This is a genomic window from Mangrovimicrobium sediminis (genome assembly GCF_004745945.1).
In the GTDB taxonomy this organism is placed as follows: Bacteria; Pseudomonadota; Gammaproteobacteria; order Pseudomonadales; family Halieaceae; genus Mangrovimicrobium; species Mangrovimicrobium sediminis.
On sequence record NZ_SRLE01000011.1, the window covers coordinates 90,758 to 112,788 of the forward strand.

Annotated in this window: 18 protein-coding genes; 9 read left to right on the forward strand and 9 right to left on the reverse strand. The window is 66.3% G+C overall.

What is annotated here, in order from left to right:
• Positions 1 to 49: 49 nt before the first annotated feature.
• From E4634_RS15720 to E4634_RS15750, 7 genes are all read left to right on the forward strand, one after another.
• Positions 50 to 682, forward strand: coding sequence for a glutathione S-transferase N-terminal domain-containing protein (locus E4634_RS15720; protein WP_206046913.1), 633 nt, complete (start codon positions 50 to 52; stop codon positions 680 to 682).
• Between the two features lie 22 nt (positions 683 to 704).
• Positions 705 to 1,106 (forward strand): ClpXP protease specificity-enhancing factor, encoded by a 402-nt coding sequence (locus E4634_RS15725; protein ID WP_135445609.1) that lies wholly within the window; start codon positions 705 to 707, stop codon positions 1,104 to 1,106.
• A gap of 127 nt (positions 1,107 to 1,233) precedes the next feature.
• Positions 1,234 to 4,716 (forward strand): DNA polymerase III subunit alpha, encoded by a 3,483-nt coding sequence (gene dnaE / locus E4634_RS15730; RefSeq protein ID WP_135445610.1) that lies wholly within the window; start codon positions 1,234 to 1,236, stop codon positions 4,714 to 4,716.
• Positions 4,717 to 4,759: 43 nt separating this feature from the next.
• On the forward strand, positions 4,760 to 5,053 hold the full coding sequence (locus E4634_RS15735) for a DUF1244 domain-containing protein (protein ID WP_135445611.1): 294 nt from the start codon (positions 4,760 to 4,762) through the stop codon (positions 5,051 to 5,053).
• Positions 5,054 to 5,288: 235 nt separating this feature from the next.
• Positions 5,289 to 5,672, forward strand: a complete 384-nt coding sequence (locus E4634_RS15740; protein ID WP_135445612.1) for a BlaI/MecI/CopY family transcriptional regulator — start codon at positions 5,289 to 5,291, stop codon at positions 5,670 to 5,672.
• Positions 5,673 to 5,674: 2 nt separating this feature from the next.
• Positions 5,675 to 6,817, forward strand: a complete 1,143-nt coding sequence (locus tag E4634_RS15745) for a M56 family metallopeptidase (RefSeq protein ID WP_135445613.1) — start codon at positions 5,675 to 5,677, stop codon at positions 6,815 to 6,817.
• Positions 6,814 to 7,437, forward strand: coding sequence for an energy transducer TonB (locus tag E4634_RS15750; protein ID WP_135445614.1), 624 nt, complete (start codon positions 6,814 to 6,816; stop codon positions 7,435 to 7,437). The genes E4634_RS15745 and E4634_RS15750 overlap by 4 nt, the downstream gene beginning before the upstream one ends.
• 114 nt (positions 7,438 to 7,551) lie before the next feature.
• Here the strand turns inward: E4634_RS15750 and E4634_RS15755 are convergent, their stop codons facing one another.
• Together E4634_RS15755 and E4634_RS15760 are read right to left on the reverse strand one after the other, a co-directional pair.
• Positions 7,552 to 10,665: an efflux RND transporter permease subunit gene (locus E4634_RS15755; RefSeq protein ID WP_135445615.1), complete on the reverse strand. Its 3,114-nt coding sequence runs from the start codon at positions 10,663 to 10,665 to the stop codon at positions 7,552 to 7,554.
• 3 nt (positions 10,666 to 10,668) lie between these two features.
• A complete protein-coding gene (locus E4634_RS15760; protein ID WP_135445616.1) occupies positions 10,669 to 11,832 on the reverse strand; it encodes an efflux RND transporter periplasmic adaptor subunit in 1,164 nt (387 codons plus the stop codon).
• Between the two features lie 177 nt (positions 11,833 to 12,009).
• On the opposite strand from E4634_RS15760, the gene E4634_RS15765 reads away from it, so the two are divergent.
• The gene (locus E4634_RS15765) at positions 12,010 to 12,660 is read left to right on the forward strand and encodes a peroxiredoxin family protein (protein WP_135445617.1); all 651 of its coding nucleotides are present in this window, start codon (positions 12,010 to 12,012) and stop codon (positions 12,658 to 12,660) included.
• Here the strand turns inward: E4634_RS15765 and E4634_RS15770 are convergent.
• From E4634_RS15770 to E4634_RS15780, 3 genes are all read right to left on the reverse strand, one after another.
• Entirely contained in the window at positions 12,638 to 13,099 is a 462-nt protein-coding gene (locus tag E4634_RS15770; RefSeq protein WP_135445618.1) for an EVE domain-containing protein, read from the reverse strand. The two genes, E4634_RS15765 and E4634_RS15770, sit on opposite strands and share 23 nt — an antisense overlap.
• 54 nt (positions 13,100 to 13,153) lie before the next feature.
• Positions 13,154 to 14,227 (reverse strand): alpha/beta hydrolase, encoded by a 1,074-nt coding sequence (locus tag E4634_RS15775; RefSeq protein ID WP_135445619.1) that lies wholly within the window; start codon positions 14,225 to 14,227, stop codon positions 13,154 to 13,156.
• 114 nt (positions 14,228 to 14,341) lie between these two features.
• Positions 14,342 to 15,538: a cytochrome P450 gene (locus tag E4634_RS15780; RefSeq protein ID WP_135445620.1), complete on the reverse strand. Its 1,197-nt coding sequence runs from the start codon at positions 15,536 to 15,538 to the stop codon at positions 14,342 to 14,344.
• Between the two features lie 298 nt (positions 15,539 to 15,836).
• Here E4634_RS15780 and E4634_RS15785 point away from each other — a divergent pair, with 298 nt between their 5' ends.
• Positions 15,837 to 16,697, forward strand: a complete 861-nt coding sequence (locus tag E4634_RS15785; RefSeq protein ID WP_135445621.1) for an LLM class F420-dependent oxidoreductase — start codon at positions 15,837 to 15,839, stop codon at positions 16,695 to 16,697.
• A 56-nt stretch (positions 16,698 to 16,753) separates the two neighbouring features.
• Here E4634_RS15785 and E4634_RS15790 read toward each other — a convergent pair whose 3' ends face one another.
• The 4 genes from E4634_RS15790 to gcvP all read right to left on the reverse strand — a co-directional run bounded on the left by E4634_RS15790 (position 16,754) and on the right by gcvP (position 21,970).
• On the reverse strand, positions 16,754 to 17,044 hold the full coding sequence (locus E4634_RS15790) for a Dabb family protein (protein WP_135445622.1): 291 nt from the start codon (positions 17,042 to 17,044) through the stop codon (positions 16,754 to 16,756).
• Between the two features lie 54 nt (positions 17,045 to 17,098).
• Entirely contained in the window at positions 17,099 to 17,776 is a 678-nt protein-coding gene (locus E4634_RS15795; RefSeq protein WP_135445623.1) for a hypothetical protein, read from the reverse strand.
• 135 nt (positions 17,777 to 17,911) lie between these two features.
• Positions 17,912 to 19,072, reverse strand: a complete 1,161-nt coding sequence (locus E4634_RS15800; protein ID WP_135445624.1) for an NnrS family protein — start codon at positions 19,070 to 19,072, stop codon at positions 17,912 to 17,914.
• Between the two features lie 3 nt (positions 19,073 to 19,075).
• Positions 19,076 to 21,970: an aminomethyl-transferring glycine dehydrogenase gene (gcvP, locus tag E4634_RS15805; RefSeq protein ID WP_135445625.1), complete on the reverse strand. Its 2,895-nt coding sequence runs from the start codon at positions 21,968 to 21,970 to the stop codon at positions 19,076 to 19,078.
• Between the last annotated feature and the right edge of the window lie 61 nt (positions 21,971 to 22,031).

The window sequence follows — 22,031 nt, forward strand, 5'->3', positions numbered from 1 at the left end:
CCGACCGGGCCGCGCCACCTCCCTCCGCTAGTTGATTGAGGAATTCCCGATGGGTGTTGTGACTAAACGGTCGTCCATGACCTTCTTTTCCGACAGTACGAGCCACTACAGCCACCGTGTGCGCATCGTCCTGGCGGAAAAAGGGGTTACCGTTGATCTAATCGAAACGGACGCCAACCACCCGCCGGAGGAGCTCTCCGAGCTGAACCCGTACAACAGCCTGCCGACGCTGGTTGACCGCGAACTCGTCCTGTACGAATCCAAGGTCATGATGGAGTACCTGGACGAGCGCTTCCCGCACCCCCCGCTGCTGCCGGTCTACCCGGTGGCGCGTGCCGAGAGCCGCCTGCTGATCCACCGCATCGAGCGCGACTGGTGCCAGCTGGTCGACTCCATCCTGACCACGCGCAGCGACAACGTGATCAAGAAGTCGACCAAGGAACTGAAGGACGGTATCACCGCGATCGCGCCGATCTTCGCCGAGAAGCCCTTCTTCATGAGCGACGAGTTCACCCTGGTGGATTGCTGCATCGCGCCGATCCTGTGGCGCCTGCCGTCCCTGGGCATCGACATCCGTTCCTCCAAGCAGACCAAGCCGCTGCTGGCCTACATGGATGAACTGTTCGCCCGCGATTCCTTCCAGGAGAGCCTCTCCGAGCAGGAACGGGAGATGCGCTCCTGACACCGACGGGAGCGAACTGGCCATGTCGATGACGCCTAGCCGTCCCTACATCATGCGAGCACTCTATGAGTGGATCGTCGACAATGGCTGTACGCCCTACATCCTGGTGGATGCCACCGTGGCCGACGTCATGGTGCCCGACCAGTACGTGAAGAACGGCCAGATCGTGCTCAACATCTCGCCGACGGCGGTGATGGATCTCAACATCACCAACTCGGCGGTCGCCTTCAACGGCCGCTTCGGCGGTGTTGCCACCGATGTCTACGTGCCTGTCGGCGGGGTGATCGGTATCTACGCCCGCGAGAACGGCCAGGGCATGGTGTTCGAGGCGGAGGAAAAGGGCGAGCCGCCGCCGGACGATACTCCCGGCGGGCCGGACAAGGGCAAGCCCGAAGGCCGTCCCTCGCTGAAAATCGTCAAGTAAACCTGCGCCGCTCGCGCGGCGCGCTGTTCCTCTTTTTTCCCCTGCGACTTCGCGTCCGGACGCGTTGCCAGCCCTTCGTTCGCAGTAAAATGCTGCCCGCCGCAGCCATGCGCGGTACACTGGCAACATGACCGAATTCGTTCACCTGCGACTGCATTCCGAGTATTCCATCGTCGACGGACTGGTGCGGCTGAAACCGCTGATGCAGCAGGTCGCGGCCCTCGGTATGCCCGCCGTGGCGGTCACCGACTTCTGTAATTTCTTCGGCCTGATCAAAGCCTACAAGGCCGCCTTCGGTGCCGGCGTGCAGCCCATCGCGGGCTGCGACTTCGCCGTCCTCGACCCGGAGGACGAGGAGAAGTCCTACCCCATCTGCCTGCTGGCGATGAACCTCGCCGGTTATCGCAACCTGACCCTGCTGATCTCCCGCGCCTACACCGAGGGCCAGTACCTGGGTATGCCCTATGTGAAACGGGAATGGCTGGAGAGCTGCGCCGAGGGCGTGATCGCGCTCTCCGCCGGTGCCGCCGGCGATGTCGGCCAGGCGCTGCTCGCCGACAAGCCGGACCTGGCGCGAGCGCGGGCGCAGTACTGGATGCAGCTGTATCCGCAGCGCTTCTACCTGGAACTGCACCGCTGCGGCCGCGATGGCGACGAGACCCACCTGCATGCGGCAGTCGCCCTGGCGCAGGAACTGGCCTGCCCGGTGGTGGCGACCAACGACGTGCGCTTCCTGGCGGCGGACGAGTTCGAGGCGCACGAGGCGCGGGTGTGTATCCGCGAGTCGCGCACCCTGGACGACCCGCGCCGCGCGCGCCTGTACACCGACCAGCAGTACCTGCGCAGCGCGGCGGAGATGGCCGAGCTGTTCGCCGATATTCCCGAGGCGCTGGCCAACACGGTGGAGATCGCGCGCCGCTGCTCGCTGGTGCTGGAACTGGGCAAGCCCTACCTGCCGGACTACCCGGTGCCGGACGGGCTGACCATGGACGAGTTCTTCCGCCAACTCTCCCACGAGGGCCTGGACCAGCGCCTGGCGTTTCTCTTCGATACTAATGCAGAAGATTTTCCCACGCGGCAGAAGGAATACCGCGAGCGCCTGGACTTCGAACTCGACACCATCACCCAGATGGGCTTCCCCGGCTACTTCCTGATCGTGATGGACTTCATCCGCTGGGCCAAGCAGCACGATATCCCGGTAGGACCGGGCCGCGGTTCCGGCGCCGGTTCGCTGGTGGCCTACGCGCTGGAAATCACCGACCTCGACCCGCTGGCCTACGACCTGCTGTTCGAACGCTTCCTCAACCCGGAGCGGGTGTCCATGCCCGACTTCGACGTCGACTTCTGCATGGAAAAGCGCGACCGCGTGATCGACTACGTGGCCGAGGCCTACGGCCGCGAAGCGGTGTCGCAGATCATCACCTTCGGCACCATGGCCGCCAAGGCGGTAGTGCGCGACGTGGCGCGGGTGCAGGGCAAGTCCTACGGCCTGGCCGACAAGCTGTCCAAGATGATCCCCTTCGAAGTGGGCATGACCCTGGCCAAGGCGCTGGAGCAGGAGGAGACCCTGCGCGAGTTCCTCGCCGAGGACGAGCAGGCCCAGGAGATCTGGGACATGGCGGAGCAACTCGAGGGGGTGACGCGCAACGTCGGCAAGCACGCCGGCGGCGTGGTGATCGCGCCGTCGAAGCTCACCGACTTCTCCCCGCTGTACTGCGACGAGAGCGGTGCCGGGCTGGTCACCCAGTACGACAAGGGCGATGTCGAGGACGCCGGCCTGGTGAAGTTCGACTTCCTCGGCCTGCGCACCCTGACCATCATCGACTGGGCGGTGAAGATGATCAACAGCGCCCGCGAACGCAGCGGCGAGGACGCGCTGGATATCGCGGCGATTCCGCTGGACGATTCGCCGACCTTCGACATCCTCAAGGCGGCCACCACCACCGCGGTGTTCCAGCTCGAATCGCGCGGCATGAAGGAGCTGATCGAGCGCCTGCGCCCGGACTGCTTCGAGGACATCATCGCCCTGGTGGCCCTGTACCGTCCCGGCCCGCTGCAGTCCGGCATGGTGGACAACTTCATCAACCGCAAACACGGGCGGGAGCAGATCTCCTACCCGGACCAGCAGTACCAGCACGAATCCCTGCAGCCGATCCTCGAACCCACCTACGGCATCATCCTCTACCAGGAGCAGGTGATGCAGATCGCCCAGGTGCTCGCCGGCTACACGCTGGGCGGCGCGGACATGCTGCGCCGGGCCATGGGCAAGAAAAAACCCGAGGAGATGGCCAAGCAGCGCGCCGTGTTCGAGGAGGGCGCCATCGACAACGGCGTCGACGGCGAGCTGGCGATGAAGATCTTCGACCTGGTGGAGAAATTCGCCGGCTACGGTTTCAACAAGTCGCACTCCGCGGCCTACGCGCTGGTCTCCTACCAGACCGCCTGGCTCAAGGCGCATTACCCGGCGCCGTTCATGGCCGCGGTGATGAGTTCCGAACTCGACAACACGGAAAAGATCGTCGTGTTCCTCGACGAGTGCAAGCGCATGCTGCTCACCGTGAAGCTGCCCGACGTCAACGAGGGGCGCTACATGTTCACGGTGAACACGAAGGACGAGATCATCTACGGCCTGGGCGCGATCAAGGGGCTGGGCGAGGGCCCGGTGGAGAACATCCTGCGCGCGCGGGAGGAGGGCGGCCCCTTCGCCAACCTGTTCGAGTTCTGTGCGCGCACCGATCCGCGCAAGGTCAACCGCCGCGCCATCGAGGCGCTGATCCGCTCCGGCGCGCTGGACTCCCTCGGCGAACAGCGCTGGGTGATGATGGCCTCGCTGGACGACGCCCTGCGCGCCGCGGAGCAAAGCGCCAGCAACCGCGACGCCGGCATGGAGGACCTGTTCGGCGAACTGGTGCCGGGCAGCGACGACTGCGGCGACGACGTCTACGCCCCGTTCCGCAACGTGCGGCCGTGGCTGGACAAGGAACGCCTGGGCGGCGAGCGCGACACCCTGGGCCTGTACATCAGCGGCCACCCGATCGACGAGTACCGCGCGGAGATTCGCCGCTTCGCCCCCTGCCGCATTGTCGACGTGCGCCCGGACCGCCAGGGCAACCAGGTGGTGGCGGGCCTGATCATGGCCACCCGCACGATCAACGGCCAGCGCGGCACCATGGCGGTGATGACCCTGGACGACAGCAGCGCGCAGATCGAGGTGACCCTGTTTGGCGAGGTCTACGCCGAGTACCGCGAGTTGCTGGTCAAGGACACCATCGTCATCGTCGAGGGCGGCGTGCGCCTTGACGACCGCACCGGGCAGCCCTCGATGCGCGCCAACTCCGTGCGCAGCATCGACCAGGCGCGGCAGAACTACGCCTCGCGGCTGACCCTGGAAGTGCGCGCCGACCGCCTCGACGAAAAACTCGCCACGCAACTGGAACAGATTCTCGCCGGCGCCGGCGGCGGCAGCTGTCCGGTGTCCATGGTCTACCTGCAGGAGCGCAACAGCGCGCGCTTCGACTGCGGCGAACGCTGGCGCGTGGTGCCCAGCGACGACCTGCTGCAGGCCCTGCGCGACCAGCTGGGCCAGGACCGCGTGGCGCTGGAATACTGAAACCGCGCCCGTCGCACGGCGGGCCAACCGGAGGATTGAAACCATGTCCGCAGAACAGGACGCGATCGAGGCCGCGGTATTCCGCCGCCTGCTGGAACACCTGGACAGCCGCAAGGACGTGCAGAACATCGAGCTGATGGAACTGGCCGGCTTCTGCCGCAACTGCCTGTCCAAGTGGTATGTGACGGCCGCTGAAGAGCGCGGCGTCGAGGTCGACTACGAGGGTGCGCGCGAGCGCGTCTACGGCATGCCCTACGCGGACTGGAAAGCGCAGTACCAGACCGAGGCGACGCCGGAACAGCTCGCCGCCTTCGAAAAACACCGCACGGGACACTGATCCCCTGATACCTGCCCCCCGGGCGCCCGCCGAGAACAGCGTGCGGGGCCCGGGTTTACCGTGCCTCGAACCCGGGGATGCGGTGACCACCTAGCCATTCTGACGGCCGCGCAGGCCAGCCTGACCGGCGAGCGCAACAGGCGTGCTTGACAGCAGCCCCGAGAGTGCTAAATTATTCGCACCATGCTAAAAAATTAGCACTTTGCTGAGGGGCCTGTAAGGAGGTCGCCGGGTCATGAAGAAAGCGTCACAACTGTCGCGCCGTGAGCGCCAGATCATCGACGTGATCCTGGAGCGGGGGGAGTGCTCCGCCAGGGACGTGCACGGTGCCCTCGCGGATGCACCGAGTTATTCCTCGGTGCGAACCCTGCTGGGCATCCTGGTCGAGAAGGGGCACCTCAGGTACCGTTCCGACGGCCCCCGCTACCTGTACAGCCTCGCCCAATCCCGGGAAAAGGTGCGGGAAACCGCCCTGCAGCGCCTGCTCAAGCTCTTCTTCAGCGGTTCGCGCAGCGCAGCAGTGGCGGCGTTGCTGGGCAAGGATGGCGAGCGCCTGAGTGATGAGGAGCTGGATGAACTGCACGACATCATCGAAAAGGCCAGGCGCAAAAGGGGCTGAAGATGATAGAAGCCGCCACAGAGTTCCTGGCTTTTCCCCGGCCTGAAGCGGGGACCCTGTTCGCCCTGCTGGCCAAGGGCACGCTAGTTAGCTGGTGCGGCCTGTTTATCTGTTCAGAACTCGCTCTCATGGCCGCGGCTGTTCGTCACCGTATCGCGCTGGGAGCGCTGGTCTGCCTCGCGGCGCTCCCGGTCCTGGGCCTGCTGGTCGCGCCCTGGGCGCTGGAAGTGCTGCCCAGGGAGGGCGTGGCCGGGCTGTCTTGGTTCGCGCCAATGGCCAGCTTACTGGTCTCACTGTATCTCGCCGTTGCCGGTTTCATGATCGTCCGGCTTGCCCGCGACGTTGCCGCACTTGCGCTGCTGGGCAGGCGGGCGCGCAGGACGGGCGAGGTATTGAGCGCAGGGACAGGCCGCGACGCCCGGCGGGCGGTGGAGGTCATCATCAGCGGCGAGGTCAGCTCGCCCATGACCTGGGGGTGGTTGCGGCCACAGGTGCTGCTTCCGCCCGGTGCGCGGTCCTGGGACTGCGCTGACCTCGCAATGGTGATCCGCCACGAACAGGCCCATATCGACAGGGCTGACTGGTTGTGGCACCTGTGGGCGCGTTGTGTTCACGCGCTCTACTGGCCGGTGCCGGGCATCCGCCAGGTGCTGCGCCAGCTTTCCCTGTCTGCCGAGCAGGCCTGCGACGACCACGTACTCGCGACCGGGGTAGCTCCGTCACGGTATGCCGCCATGCTGCTGCGACTGGCGCGTGGTAACTCGCTGCCCGCCACGGTCTCGCTGGGTCGCGAGTCCGAACTGGGTGTGCGGGTGCGCTACATGGTCGAGGAGATTGCCGACCACTCTGTGTTTTCCACCGGGGCAATCGTCATCGGGCTGCTTGGCCTGGTCCTGACCACGCCGCTGGCGGCCATGCACCTGGGCAGCCGGCCGGACATTCCCGTGCTCCCGCTCAATGCCTGGGGAGCGGTCGACCTGGAGCCGCCCGCCGCGGCGCCCTTGCAGCGCATCGAGCACCGCCCCTTGTACGAATCGGCAAAAACGGCCCTGCGTCCCTCGCCGCAGCGTCCCGCCCGCCCGGTCGCGGCGGAGTATCCCCCTGAATCCGCAGCCAATAATACGAATGAGAGGAACGAACGATGAGTACCTACGCGCCAGGTTTAGCCTACCGGATAGTCCCTTTCACTCTCACAATCCCCGTGGCGCTGTTGCTGACGGCATCGCTGTTCCTGCTGATGGTCCGGTTGATCGCGACCGATGCCGTGCCTGTTGTCGAGAAGGGGACTCGTGTCGCAGAGATCGTCAGGGTAGAGCCGGACCCACCGGAGATTATCAAGAACGATCCCCCCGAAGAGATAGAAAACCCGGCGCCGCCGCCGGCCTGGGTTTCGCCTGAACTTGATATAGGCCCGCAAGACGGCGAGATCGAGTGGGCCGGTGGGAAATTCGAGTTACCCGTCAACGACGATATCCGGATCGGCCAGGGCGGTGGCAACATTGTCGCCTACCTGAAGACCCAGCCGGTATATCCCACCCGCCTGCTGAATCGCGGCGTCGAGGGCTACGTCGACCTCGCGTTCGATATCACACCCACAGGCGCCACAACCAATATCCGGGTTATCGAGTCGCAGCCGCCCGAAGTGTTCGACCGGGCAGCAATCACGGCGCTGCGCAAGTGGAAGTACAAGGTGCCCATCGTGGAAGGCGAACCGCAGGGGCAGGTCGATATGATGACCCGGATGCGGTTCGAGCTGGAGAAGTGAGGTTCGGCCCCTGCCTGTCGGGTCGCACCCGGCGGGCGGGTCACACCTGCCCGGTCGGGGTAGGGCTTGTCGGGGAGAGCGCCGGGCAGCGCAGTTGCGCCGCCCGGCAGGGCGTTACACGTGGGCTTGCTTGCCGCGGCCGGTGAGACGGGCCTTGAGGTTGGCCAGGCCGTGGCTGACATCGCCGCCGATGGTGTACAGCGCGGGCACCATGAGCAGTGTCACGAACAGCGCGAACAGGACGCCGAAGGCCAGTGACAGTACCGCGGGCTTGAGGAACTGCGCGCTGGTGGCGCGCTCGGCCATGATCGGTGCGAGACCGACGATGGTGGTGACCGTGGTGAGCAGGATCGGCCGGAAGCGGTTGACGCCCGCTTCGACCACCGCATCGGTCAATGACTTGCCCTGCTCACGCAGGCGCCCGATGTAATCCACCAGTACCAGGTTGTCGTTGACCACCACGCCCGCCGCGGCGCCGATGCCGAAGTAGGAGAACATGGCCATCGGGATACCGAACATCAGGTGGCCGAAGATCGCGCCCATGAAACCGAAGGGGATGGCGGTCATCACCAGCAGCGGCAGCCAGTAGGAATGGAAGGCCACCGCGATCAGCGCGTACATCATGAACAGTGCGACGGCGTAGAGGGCGAGGATCTCGCTGAAGAATTCCTCCTCTTCCTCCTGCTGTCCGCCCTTGAGGATCTCCAGGCCGGGGAAGCGGTTTTCCAGTTCCGGCAGGAAGTTCTCGGTGACGTCCTTGGTGATATCGCCCATCAGGTCGTGGTTCATGTCGGCGCGCACCTCGATATAGCGTTCGCCGTCGCGGCGCTGGATGCGCTGTGCGCCATTGGCCAGGCTGACATCGACCACTGACATCAGCGGTACCTCGCGGCCGTCCGCCGTGCGCACCCGGAAGTGGTTGAGACTGGCCAGGTTGGCGCGCTGTTCCTTCGGGTACTTGACCATTACCTTGACGTCGCCGTGCTCGCGCGGCAGGCGCTGGACTTCCTCGCCGTAGTAGGCCTGGCGCACCTGGCGCGAGACGTCGGCCAGGGTGATGCCCAGTTTCTCCGCGCCGGGGCGCAGGTTGAGGATGATCTCGTCGGACTCCCCGCGCTGGCTGTCGCGCACGAAATAGGTGCCGTCGTAGGAACTCAGGTGGGCGCGCAGGTCGCGGCTAGCTTTGGTGAGCATCTCCGGGTCGCGGTGCTTGAGCAGGTAGGTGACATCCGCGCCACCGCCGGTGAGCGAGTAGTTCACCTCGATCTCCTCGGCGTCCGGAATATCGCCGACCAGGTCGCGCAGGCGTTCGGCGGCTTCCTTGGCGGACATGTCGCGCACTTCCGGCGGCGCCAGTTTGACGATGGCGATGACGCTGTCGCGGCGCGAGCGTGTGTACCAGCCGGCGATCAGCTCGCCGCTGCCTTCCCCGGTTTCTGCGCGCTGGTTGACCTCGGCGATGAGTTCGCGCTCGGCCTCCTGCAACTGGTCGAGAATCTCCAGGGCGCGCGAGTAGGGTGCGCCGGCAGGCAGCGTCACGTTGATGAAGATCTGCTCCGACTCCACCTGCGGCATGAAGTAGAACTTCACCCAGCCGCTGGTGAACAAGCCGATGCTGATCATGAACGCGCCGATGAAGAAGCTCGCCGTGAGGTAGCGGTGCTTGACCGCCCGCGCCAGGCAGGGGCGGAAGACATTCTGTGCGAAACTGATAATGCTGTGTTCGGTGCGCTGCTGGACCTTGGCCAGACCGCGCAGTTCACCGCGCGGCTCCAGGTGACGCAGGTGCGAAGGCAGGATGAAGAATGCCTCGATCAGCGAGATGGTCAGCGCGACGGTGATCACGATGGAGATCTGCCGCGTCATCTGCGACGCCTCGCCGCTGACGAACAGCCAGGGGGCGAAGGCGATCATCGTGGTCAATACGGCGAACAACACCGGTCGCGATACGGCATAGGCGCCTTCGATGGCGGAGCGCGCACCGCCGCCCGATTCGTGGGCGTGGTGGTGAATGCTCTCGCCGACCACGATGGCGTCGTCCACCACGATACCCAGCACGAGCAGGAACGCGAACGAGGACATGATGTTCATCGATACGTCGTTCACCGGCAGCAGCGCAAAGGTGCCGAGGAAAGCCACGGCGATGCCGGAGGTTACCCACAGCGCCACCTTCGGGCGCAGCGAGAGGATCAGCACCAGGAACACCAGCAGCAGGCCCTGGTAGGCGGAGCGCTCGATCAGGCCCATGCGCTCGGTATAGATATCGGCGGTGTCGAACCACAGGGTCAGTTCGATGCCGCGGGGGAGGGTGGGTCTCACTTCCTCCATCCATGCTTTCACCGAGTCGCTGGCCTTCACTACCTGCATGTTCTCGGTGTTCTGTACCTGCAGCAGGACCGCCGGCTGGCCGTTCATGGTGGCGAGGATCTCGTTGTCCTCGAAGCCGTCGATCACCCGCGCCACGTCACCCACGCGAACCACGCCGCCGTCGGCGGTCTGGCGCAGGACGATACGCTCGAAGTCGGTCTGCGTGTCGGCGAGGTTGCGCGCGCGCAGCTGTACGTCGCCGGTGGCGGTGCGCACCTGCCCCGAGGAGAGGTTGATGGAGTTGGCGCGGATCGCGGTGGCGACATCCTCGAAGTTCAGGCCGAAGCGGCGCATCGCGTCCTCGGACACCTCGATGGTCACTTCCTCGGCGCGGGTGCCAAACAGGTCGATGGTGGAGATGTACGGCAACCCGGACATGTCGTCCTTGAGTTCCTCCGCCAGGCGCGTCAACTCGCGTTCGCTGACATCGCCGTGCACTGCCACGCGCAGCATCTCGTTGCGGTTGAGGGTGCGCTGGACGCGCGGCGGTTCGATGTCCGCCGGCAGCGAGGTCACCGCGTCCACCGCGTTCTTCACCTCGTTGACGAACTCGTTGACGTCGGTGTTCGGGTAGGTGGTGACGGCGATCTCCGCGTGGCCCTCGACGGCCTCGGAGTAGTAGTGGTAGACGTGATCGACGTTCTGCAGCGACTGTTCGATGCGCTTGATGATCTGCTCTTCGACCTCCTGGGGGTTGGCCCCGGGCCAGTCGACGGAGATGGTCGCCTCGTTGATCTTGATGTTGGGGAAGGCTTCCTTCTCCACCGCACTCAGGCCGAGCCAGCCGGAGAGCAGGATGCCGATCATCAGCAGGTTGGCGGCGACCGGGTTGTGCACCCACCAGGTAATGAGGCGTTGCATGGTTTAACCCTCCTTGCGGGAGACGGTCGCCAGCGCCATACCCTGGATCGGGTTGCGGATGGCGGAGGTGACAACCTGTTCGCCGGGCTTCAGCCCGCCGCTGACGACCACGGTGTCGGGCGAGGCGTGGGCGACATCGACCGGGCGAATCTCGAGCAGCCCCTCGGCGTTGACCACGTAGACGATATTGCCGGCGCGCAGTGCGCTGCCCGGAATCTTCATCGCGTTCTGCAGGTCGCGGCCGTGGATGCGCGCGTCCACGAACAGGCCCACGGCGAGCGGCATGCCATTGCTGGAGGCAGCGCTGCCGTAGGGGTCGGCCACTTCGGCGATGGCGTAGAGCAGGCGTGTGTCGGGATCGACCGAGGCATCCAGGCGTACCAGGCGCCCCTGCCACTGGTGGCGTTGGCCGGCGACCTGTGCGCTAAACGCCACGTCGAGGCCGCCGCCCTCAGGGGCCGTGTAGCCGATCGGCAGGCCCAGTGCAGCGAGTTGTGCATCGGTCAGCGGCAGGCGTACCTCGACCAGGTCGGTGCCAAACACCTCGGCCAGCGGCGTGCCGGCAACGATGTACTGGCCGACCTGCACGTAGGTCTCGGCGACGCGGCCGTGGAAGGGCAGGGAGACGCTGGTGCGGTCCAGGTCCAGTTCCGCCTGCTCCAGGCCGGCCTTGGCCGCCTCGAGCATGGCGCGGGCCTGGGCGACCTGGGGCTTCTTCAGGGCGAGGTCCGAGGGGTTGGGATCATTGCGCAACTGCTTGCGTGCCACATCCTGGTCCGCCAGTGCCTGCTGCACCGCCAGTTCGGCCTCGGCGACCCGCGCCCGCGCCTCGCGGACCGCCAGTCGGTAGTCCGTGTCTTCCATGCGCAGCAGCGCCGCGCCCGGCACGATGGTGCCGCCCTGCACGAACTCGGGGGAGGCGGCAACGATACGCCCGCCGACCTCCGCGACCAGGTCGATCTGGTTGCGCGAACGCACCTCGCCCTGGGTCTGGACCTCGAGGGCGGAACTGCCCTCGACGACTTCGGCGACGTACACGGTGGTCGGGCGCGCCGACTCCTCGTTTTTTTCCGGTTCCGGGCGCGAGGCCTGGAGCAGAGCGTAGACACCGACGCTGCCCATGAGGACGGCGATCGGTGCGAGAATTTTCAGGATTCTGGATGCCATATGACGACTGTTGCCCCTGCGAAAAATGGCGAATAGTGTGTGACAGACGAAACGGTGGATCGTTGCCGCATCAAGTGTGTGGCATAGTAACAACAATCGCTTCGCCGGCACGATTTCTGCGATAAAACGCGAGAATAGCGCGACAAGTGCCGGGAACCACATGATAAGAGATCGGCCATGAAGAAGATATTACTCGCCATTGCAGCGCTGCTGGCGGCGCTTGTGATACTGGTATTTATATTTCGCGAACCGCTCAAGCAGGCCGGTTACGACCTGATCACCCGCGACATGTTCGTCGCTGCGGACGCGGTGGATTTCGAGCCCGGGCCGGCCATCGGCTCCCATTTCCCCGGTGTCAGCGCGCGCTGGCAGGGCCGCGATATCCGCCTGTTGCAGGAGTTCGCCGGCGCCAACGGGACCGTGTTTGTCGCCGCGCGCTCGGTGAGCTGGTGTCCGTTCTGCATGCGCCAACTCATTCAGTTGCAGGAGTCCAGGGCGGACTGGGAGGCGGCGGGGATTGGTCTCGTCGCCATGACCTACGATGATGCCGACGCGCGCAATGCGTTCGTTGCGCAGTGGGGTATCGAGTACCCGATCCTGCAGGACGTGGACACGCTGAGCTTCCGCACCCTCGGGATTCTCAATGCCGAGTACGCACCCGGCGACATGGCCTACGGGATTCCCTACCCGGGCATGATCGTGATCGACGCGCAGGGCGTGGTGGTGGGCAAGTTGTTCGTGGAGGCCTACAGCAAACGCGTGGACGCGCACGCGGCGCTGGCCTATGCCAGGGAAGTGCTCGGGCTCACGCCTGCGCAAGGCGAGTGACGGCGCGCCACTGCGCGGCCGTGACCGGTTGTACCGAGAGCCGCCCCTGGCGCAACAGCACCATGTCTTCCAGGGCGGGTTCCTGCTTCAGCCGCGCCAGCGGCAGCACCTCGTCGAAGCGTGCCAGGGGCGCGATATCCACGCAGAACCAGCGCGGCGCCTCCGCAGTCGATTTGGGGTCGTGGTAGGGGCTGTGGGTATCGAACTGGGCGGGGTCCGGATAGGCGGCGCGCACCACCCGGGCGGTGCCGGCCACGCCGGGCACCTTGCAACTGCTGTGGTAGAACAGCACCTGGTCGCCCTCGCTCACCGCATCGCGCAGCAGGTTGCGCGCCTGGTAGTTGCGGATGCCGTCCCAGCGTCCGCTGCCATCGGCTTCGGCAAACAGGTCGTCGATGCTGTACTCGTCCGGCTCGGATTTGAATAACCAGTAGTTCACGGTACACGCCACCCACGTGGGCGCGGGCTGTTGCCGGACAGTGCCGCCATCGCCCTATCTGATGCCCGACAGGTGCTGTTGCAGGAACACTGCCGTGGCCTGCAGGCCACTGCGCCGCTGCGGGAACAGGGCCACGCTCATGAAGCCGTGGATGGTGTCCGCGTAGTTCTGCTCGGTCACCGCGACGCCGGCCTCGCGCAGGCGCGCGGTGTAGGCCTGGGCGGCGCCGGTGAGCGGGTCGAAGCCGGCGGTGAGGATCAGCGCCGGGGGCAGGCCCCGCAGGTCGGGGGCGTACAGCGGGGAGATGTAGGCGTCGCGCAGGTTGGGCACGTCCGGCACGTAGGCGCGGTGGAAGCCCTCCCGCGCACCGGTGGAAAGTCCGTAACCCTCGGAATACTTGTCGATACTCGGGTAGTCGGTCGCGGTCAGGTCGGTGGCGGGGTAGTAGAGGATTTGCGCCGCCAGAGCAGGTCCGCCTTCGTCGCGCGCCTTGAGCGCGGTGACCGCGGCGAGGTTGCCCCCGGCGCTGTCGCCGGCAACCACCAGCTTGCGCGGGTCCCCGCCCAGCGACAGGGCGTTTTCCTCGGCCCACAGCAGCGCGGTATAGGCGTCGTTCACCGCGGCGGGCCAGGGCGAGATCGGCGCCAGGCGATACTCCACGGAAATGACGATGGCCTTCGCCGCATTCGCCAGGGCCCGGGTCAATGGGTCGAAGATATCCACGCTGCCAACCACGAAGCCGCCGCCGTGGTAGTAGACGATGACCGGCAGCGGCTGGTTGTCGTGGCGCCCGCGCGGCCAGTACACGCGCGCCTGCACGTCGGCTTCCTCGCCGGGCATGACCACGTCGCGCACCTTGCTCACCTGCTCCTCGGGCAGCAGGTTGCTGAGCGAATAGATCAGGTTGACCGGCAACGGGATGCGGAAGTCGGAATCGGGGTCGGGCTGGAAGTCGTAGGTGAAGGACAGCAGGCGCAGCGACAGCGCCGCGCGGTAATCCAGCCGGCCGTGCTCGGTGAAGGTCCAGCTGTAGGTCCAGGCCAGCAGCAACGCGAGAACGATGACGAGAACGGTGGTCTTCGGGTATTTCTTCATTGCCGGCTTGTGGTGTTTATTGTTGCTGAGCACACGTGCCAGCCGCCCCCGGGCAGCCAGAGCCAAGCACCATACCACAAAGCCGGCGGCGCGCAGAGCGCCGCCAGTGTGAGAGATTTACATCGAAAAAAGCCGGGGAATCAGGCCTCAGGCCGGGTCGCAGCTGATCTCCGCATTGCGCAATTCGTAGCTGCCCAGGGAGGGGTTCCAGCTGATGTCCGGCTCGCGCTCCAGGCGCAGGCCGGGCAGGCGGAACAGCTCGGCGAGGAAGATACGTGTCTCGTGCAGGGCGACCTGCCAGCCCGGGCAGTTGTGCGGGCCGTCGGAGAAACTCAGGTAGCGCCCGGTGTCGCGCACGCGCTTGGCGCGTTCCGGGTCCAGGGCGAAGGGACACTCGCCGACAATCGCCTCGTCGATGTTCGCCGCGCGGATATCGATGCCGTAGAGCTCGCCCGCGGGTAGCGGCTTGTCGCCGAGGCCGCTGACTTCCTCGTGCACGCGCCGCTGCACCTTGGCGGCCACTGGCTCCAGGCGCAGGATCTCCATGAGGATGGCCATCTGTTCTTTCATGTCGCCGCCGAGGAAGCGCTCGCGCAGCTCGGCGTTCTCGAACAGGTACCAGGCGGCCATGACGATGAATTCGCGGGTGGTGAGCATGCCGGCGGTGCCGTAGGTCAGGCACTCGATGACGATCGACAGGTTGGAGTAGCCCTCGTCCAGGTAGAACGAGATGGCGTCTTCCCGCGGCGCCTTGCGCCGCGCCTGGATCGCCGGGCGCACGTCGAACAGGAAGAACACGCCGGTGTGGAAGGCGCGCTTGAGGTTCAGCAGCTTGCCCGCGAGGCCCGGCTTGTGCGATGCGATGCTGGCGTAGAGTACGCGCTGGATGCGCCGCGCGCGGGCCGCCTGGTCACTTTCGGTGAGACCGAGGATCTCGCCGACCACCTCGATCGCCAACTGGAAGCTGATGTCCTCCAGTTTGGCCTGGCCCTGCTGGCGGAACTTGCCCAGCAGTTCCCCGGTGATCTTCTCCATGATCTTGTAGTGCTGCTCGGTCACCGCCTTGGGCGACAGGAAGCGCTGGGTCTTGCGCCGCTTGTTGAAGTGATCCTCGCCATTGAGGAAAAACACCGGGGCGTGCTCGGGGTTATCGTAGGTGAGGGACTCCGCGCCGGCGCCGGCCTGCACCGCCTGCTTGTTGCGCAGGATGCTGCGCGCCATCTCGCCGCCCTGTACCCAGTGGGAACCCGGGTCCGGGTGGGTGTTTTCCGCCGCGATCTTCGCGGATTTGCGGCGGTCGATATTGTCGTGCATCGGGCAGCGGGCCGCGCTGGCATCGTTCATGGTGGTATCCTCGGCGGCGCGGCGTGGCGCCCATCGGTTCGGGGAAAGGCGCAATTGTCCCGCGCGCCAAAATTGGTGTCAATACAATGACATAAAACGCGCGTTGCACGAAGCCGACTGGAGGGCGGCGCCATTCCCCCGCAAACCCCTTTGGACGTAGTATGCTGGCGGCTTCGCAATACCCCTGCCGCACAACGACAAGAGCAGGGCCAATGACAATAAGACCCGATAGCGACACAAGGAGCACCGACATGATCTTCGAGATACCGTATTGCGCCGCGGCCCCCGGGAGTGACCAATGAGCACCCCCGCGATCGGCCGAGTCGGCATCTGGTCCCTGGAACTGCGCTTCGGTGACCCGGTGGAAGCCGCCGAAGCCGCGGCGGAGATCGACGAACTCGGCTTCGGAGCACTGTGGATTCCCGGCGGCATCGACGACGCGGTGCTCGGCAGCGTCGACGCGCTGCTGGATGTCACCTCACGCATTACCATCGCCACTGGCATCATCAACATCTGGAAACACAAGCCGCAGGTCGTGGCGGCGTGGTTCGCCGGCCAGTCCGCGCAACGCCAGGCGCGTCTCCTGCTCGGCCTGGGCATCAGCCACGGCCCGATGATCGGCGAGGCGTGGCAGAAGCCGCTGGCCAAGACCCGCGAATTCCTCGACGGCCTGGACAGCGCCGGCATGCCGCGCGACCAACTGTGCCTGGCGGCACTGGGCCCGAAGATGCTCGCGCTGTCCGGCGAGCGCACCGCGGGCGCGCATCCCTACCTGGTGACACCGCAGCACACCGCCACTGCCCGCGACATCCTCGGGCCGGGTAAACTGCTGGCGCCGGAACAGGGTGTGATCCTGCAGGACGACCCGGCGCGGGCACGCCAGGCGGCGCGCAGCGCGCTGGCCATGTACCAGGCCCTGCCCAATTACCGTAACAACTGGCTGCGCCTGGGCTTCAGCCAGGCCGACGTGGACAGCGTCAGTGACGCGCTGCTGGACGGCCTGTTCGCCTGGGGTGACCTCGAGACGATTGCCGGGCGCGTGCGCGAACACCACGACGCCGGCGCCGATCACGTCTGCCTGCAGGTCATCCAGGGGGAGGGCGGCAACATTGCCGGGCTGCGTGCTGCCTGCCGCGCGTTGGCGGGCGAGTTGCTCTAGCTGCTATAGCAGCCGCAATTGGCTGCCTTGGCAGCGCCCAGCGCGCTGCCCCGCGTTCAGTAGTGAAACTGCATCTGTGCCGCGTCGGCCATGATCGCCACTACGTGGGCGCCCACCGCCTTGTGCGCGGGGTGGTCCTGGTAGATGGCGGCGTCCTCCGCCGAGGCGAAATCCGCGACGATGGCATAGTCGTAGGGGCTGTTGGTGTTGCCGGCATCGCTGCCGTGGGTGTAGGAGACGATCTGCGGGATCGCCTCGCTCAGTGAATTCAGGCCGTCGACCACGGCGGCTACTTGCTCCGGTGTGTGATCTTCCTTGAATTTGAGCAGGACGATGTGTCTGAGCATGCTGTTACTCCTCGATTAAAGTCGTTATGACGGATAGCGTTGCGCCGAATGAGTCTACTCGGCCACCGGAATATAAGCGACGACGATGCTGCGCGGGTCCTGCGGGTCCGCAATGCCGAAGCCGCGGCTGATGACCCGCCCGTCCTCGCGCCAGCGCAGGTAGGTGATGTCGCCGCGTGGTGTCAGGGTCCACTCGTGGGGACCCCAGGTGCGGCCGTTCACCTCTTTCGAATTCAGCGTGAAGCTGCCGCTAAAACCGTTGCGGGTATCGCCGCTGACCATGTCCGTTCCCGGCTGCTCCGGGGTCATCTTGGAGATGTAGTAGCCCTCGATGGTGTCGGCATCCAGGATGCTGTAGCGGGCCACGCCGTAGGGTTCAACTTCGCCGGTCCAACCGCTGGCCAGCAGCTTGCCGGGTTGTTCCGGGGCGGCGAGGGCGAGGCCCCGGGCCAGCACATGACCTTCGCGGGTGACGCTGAAGCGGTAGCTCACCGCGCTGGCGGCGACGAATTCGAGGGTGAAACGGGTTGTCACTTCGCCGTCATCGGTCTCCCCAACTAGGCGGAACTTCCCGGGCGGGGTGATGGGGCCGTCCTCGCTGCGCAGGCTCAGGTAGCGGGCGGTGAAATCCTCGCTCGCCGCCTGGGCGTCGTGGAAGTACACCACGTCGAGGCGGGTGGGGTCTTGCGGTGCGATGACCAGGATCGCGGCGAGCAGTCCCATGGGGAGCATGTGGGGGTGTCCAGCGTGTTATCGTTTGCCGCCATTGGAACACGCCCTCCCCGTGATATCCCGACACTTCGCGCCGCGACATCTGGAAATGACGCCGACTGTGTCCCCGGCTCATCCCCGCGTAGTGGCGCCGCCTCAGCCGGGCTGGTTGTCCACCCGGGGCTGGCAGAGGATGGCGCTGTAGCGCCACAGGAACAGCGCGAAGGCCAGTACCCAGGCGAGGCCGGCACCCATAATGCCCCAGCGCCAGGGCAGGGCGCCGAACACGGTTGCCAGGCGCAGCACGGCGCTGGCCTGGATCAGCCAGAACGCGGCGGTCATGCCCTGCGGCAACTGTAGCGGCCGCCCGGTATGGCCGAGGGATACCCGGCTCATCACGCCCAGGATCAGGCTGGCCATGGCGCCGATGCCCAACGCGTGCTGCCATGCGGTCGGCGGCAGGTCCAACAGGTCGCGGCCGGCGAGCAGCAGCAGCGCCAGCGGAATCCACAACAGCGACAGGTGCAGTATCCACAGCAGTGGTTCCGCTCGCGTCAGCCAGCCGCGCCAGCGCACCTGGCGCCACAGGGCGAGGGCGGCCGCGACCAGTGCGCCGCCGGATACCAGAACCAGCCAGCCGGCAAACAGGCCGAGTGACAGCACGGCCAGTGCCGCGAGCAGGGCGACATCCAGCGCGGGAGAAAGCCGGACCTGATCGGCATCCGCTCCTTGCAGGCGCAGCCAGTTGGCGGAAAACGCAGGGGTGATGCGCCCGCCAACGATCAGCATGAGCGCGGCGGCGAGCACCAGGCCGACGTCAAATGCCTGCGCAGAGTCGCCCAGCAGCATCGCCCCCTGCACCAGCCACAGGGCGAATACCACGACAAGGATCGGCAGCTGCCGCCATTGCCTGGCCCTGACCACGCGCCACAGCGCGTCGAGGCCGACCAGCGGCAGGAAGGCGAGGTTCAGTGCGGTGGCCAGCGGCGCGCTGTCGACGCCGCCCCAGGACGTCACCAGCCTTGCGGCGAACCACACGAGCCACAGCGCGGCGAGCAGCCAGCCGTGCAGCCGTTGGGTGCGTGTCCACACGCACACCGCGGTGAGCAGGAAACCCGCCAGGGCTGGGCCGAGCAGGCCGAACAGCATCTCGTGGCGGTGCCAGAGGTTGCCCGGGTAGGCCGGTGCGAGCGCGCCGGTGCCATTGACGTACAGCACCCACAGCGCGACCAGCAGGACTGCCCAGGCCGCGCAGGACAGGAAGAAGATGCGAAATGGATAACTGAAGGGCTGGGTGATACCGCTGCCCGCCGTCACGGATTACTCCGCCTCGCGGTAGCTGTCCACCGCCGGGCAGGCGCAGTACAGGTTGCGGTCGCCGTAGACGTTGTCCACGCGGTTGACCGGCGCCCAGTACTTGTAGCGGCGCAGGGATTCCACCGGGTAGGCGGCCTGCTCGCGCGAGTAGGCGTGTTCCCAGTCGTCCGCGGCGACATCAGCCAGGGTGTGCGGGGCATTGGCCAGCGGGTTGTCCTGGGCGTCCAGTTCGCCCGCCTGCACCGCGTCGATCTCCCGGCGGATGGCGATCAGCGCGTCGCAGAAGCGGTCCAGTTCGAACAGGGATTCCGATTCGGTCGGCTCCACCATCAGCGTACCGGCCACCGGGAAGCTCATGGTCGGGGCGTGGAAGCCGTAGTCGATCAGGCGCTTGGCGATGTCCTCCTCGGTGACGCCGGAGGCGTCTTTCAGCGGACGGATGTCGACAATGCACTCGTGGGCCACGTTGCCGGTGGTGCCGGTGTAGAGAATGGGGTAGTGATCCTTGAGCCGGTGGGCGATGTAGTTGGCGTTGAGGATCGCCACCTTGGTGGCCTGCGCCAGGCCCTCGCCGCCCATCAGCGCGATGTAGGCCCAGGAGATCGGCAAGATGGAGGCGCTGCCGTAGGGCGCGGCGGACACCACGTCGTTGTCCGCCGCCACGCCGGGCACCGGCAGCACCGGGTTGGTGGGCAGGAAGGGCGCGAGGTGCGCGCCCACGCCGATCGGCCCCATGCCGGGACCGCCGCCGCCGTGGGGAATACAGAACGTCTTGTGCAGGTTCAGGTGCGAGACATCGGCGCCGAACTTGCCCGGCGCGGCCACCCCGACCAGCGCGTTGAGGTTGGCGCCGTCCACGTACACCTGCCCGCCGTGGCCGTGCACGATCTCGCACAGCTCGACGATGCCCTCCTCGAACACGCCGTGGGTGGAGGGATAGGTGACCATGATGCAGGCCAGCTCCTCGCTGTGCCGCTCGGCCTTCAGGCGCAGGTCGCCGAGGTCCACGTTGCCTTTCTCGTCGCACTCGACGATCACCACCTGCATGCCCGCCAGCGCCGCCGAGGCCGGGTTGGTGCCGTGGGCGGAGGAGGGGATCAGGCAGATGGTGCGCTGGTCGTCGCCGCGGCTCTGGTGATAGCGCAGGATGGCCAGCAGGCCGGCGTATTCACCCTGGGAGCCGGCGTTGGGTTGCAGGGAGATGGCGTCGTAGCCGGTGGACTCCTGCAGCATGTGTTCGAGTTCCGCCAGCATGGCGCTGTAGCCGGCGGTCTGCTCGACGGGCGCGAAGGGATGGATGCCGGCGAACTCGGGCCAAGTCACCGGCAGCATCTCGGTGGTGGCGTTGAGCTTCATGGTGCAGCTGCCCAGCGGGATCATGGCGCGGTTCAGCGCGATGTCTTTGTCCTCGAGATAGCGCATGTAGCGCAGCATCTCGGTCTCCGAGCGGTAGTCGTGGAACAGCGGGTGGGTGAGGTAGTCCATCTCCCGCAGCAGCGATTCGGGAATGCCCGGGTGGCCGTCGATGGCCTCGTCCAGGGCGGCGACATTGGCGCCCACCTCGCTGCCGGCGAATACCCGCCACAGGGTTTTCACGTCCTCGCGGGTGGTGGTTTCGTCGAGCGAGACGCCCAGCCGTCCGCCGTCCAGCACGCGCAGGTTGATGCCGGCTGCCAGGGCGCGGGTGACGATCTCGTCCTGCGCCTCGCCGACGTCGAAGGTCAGCGTGTCGAAGTAGGTGGCGTTCTCCGGCGTGAAGCTCAGCTCGCCCATACCGGCAGCAAAGATCGACGTGAGCCGGTGGATGCGCCGGGCGATACGGCGCAGCCCCTCGGGGCCGTGATACATGGCGTAGAAGGCGGCCATGATGGCGAGCAGCGCCTGGGCCGTACAGATGTTGCTGGTGGCCTTTTCGCGGCGGATGTGCTGCTCGCGGGTCTGCATGGCCATGCGCAGGGCCTGGTTGCCGCGGCGGTCCACGGAGACGCCGATGATGCGTCCGGGGGTGGAGCGCTTGTAGGCGTCGCGGGTGGCGAAGTAGGCCGCGTGCGGGCCGCCAAAGCCCATCGGCACGCCGAAGCGCTGGGTGTTGCCGAGGGCGACATCCGCGCCCAGGGACCCGGGGGATTGCAGCATGAGCAGGGCCATCAGGTCCGCGGCGACGGCGACCAGGGTGTTGGCGGCGCGGGCCTGTTCCACCAGTGCACCGAGGTCACACAGGTGGCCGTGGGTGCCCGGGTATTGCAGCAGCACGCCGAAGGCCTCGGTCTCGCCGAGCAGTAGCGCGGGGTCGCCCACGCGCACTTCGATATCCAGGGGCAGGGCGCGGGTCTTGACCACGGCAATGGTCTGCGGGTGGCAGTCCGCGGCGACGATGAACACCGCGCTGCGGTTCTTCTTGTTGACCCGCTGCAGCAGGGTCATGGCCTCCGCCGCGGCGCTGCCCTCGTCGAGCATGGAGGCGTTGGCCAGTTCCATCCCGGTGAGGTCCATGATCATCTGCTGGAAGGTGAGCAGCGCTTCCAGGCGACCCTGGGAGATCTCCGGCTGGTAGGGCGTGTACGCCGTGTACCAGCCCGGGTTCTCCAGTACGTTGCGCTGGATGACCGGCGGGGTGATGGTGTCGTAGTATCCGCTGCCGATGTAGGACTTGTTGACGACGTTCTGCGCCGCCAGCGCCTTGAGCCGGGCGATGACCTCGGTCTCGGTGCTCGCGCCGGGCAGGTCCATGGGCTGGCTGCGGCGAATGGCGGACGGGACGGTGTCGTCGATCAGCGCATCCAGGCCCGCGTAGCCCAGGGCGCGCGCCATCTCTTCCTGCTGTTTGACGGTGGGCCCGATATGGCGTTGGATGAACTGGTCGCGGTGTTCCAGATCGGCCAGGGAGAAGCGGCTCATAGGGGCTCCGGCAATCGAGTTTGGCAGTGTGGAAATGGGGGGTATGTCAAGGGGCGCGATA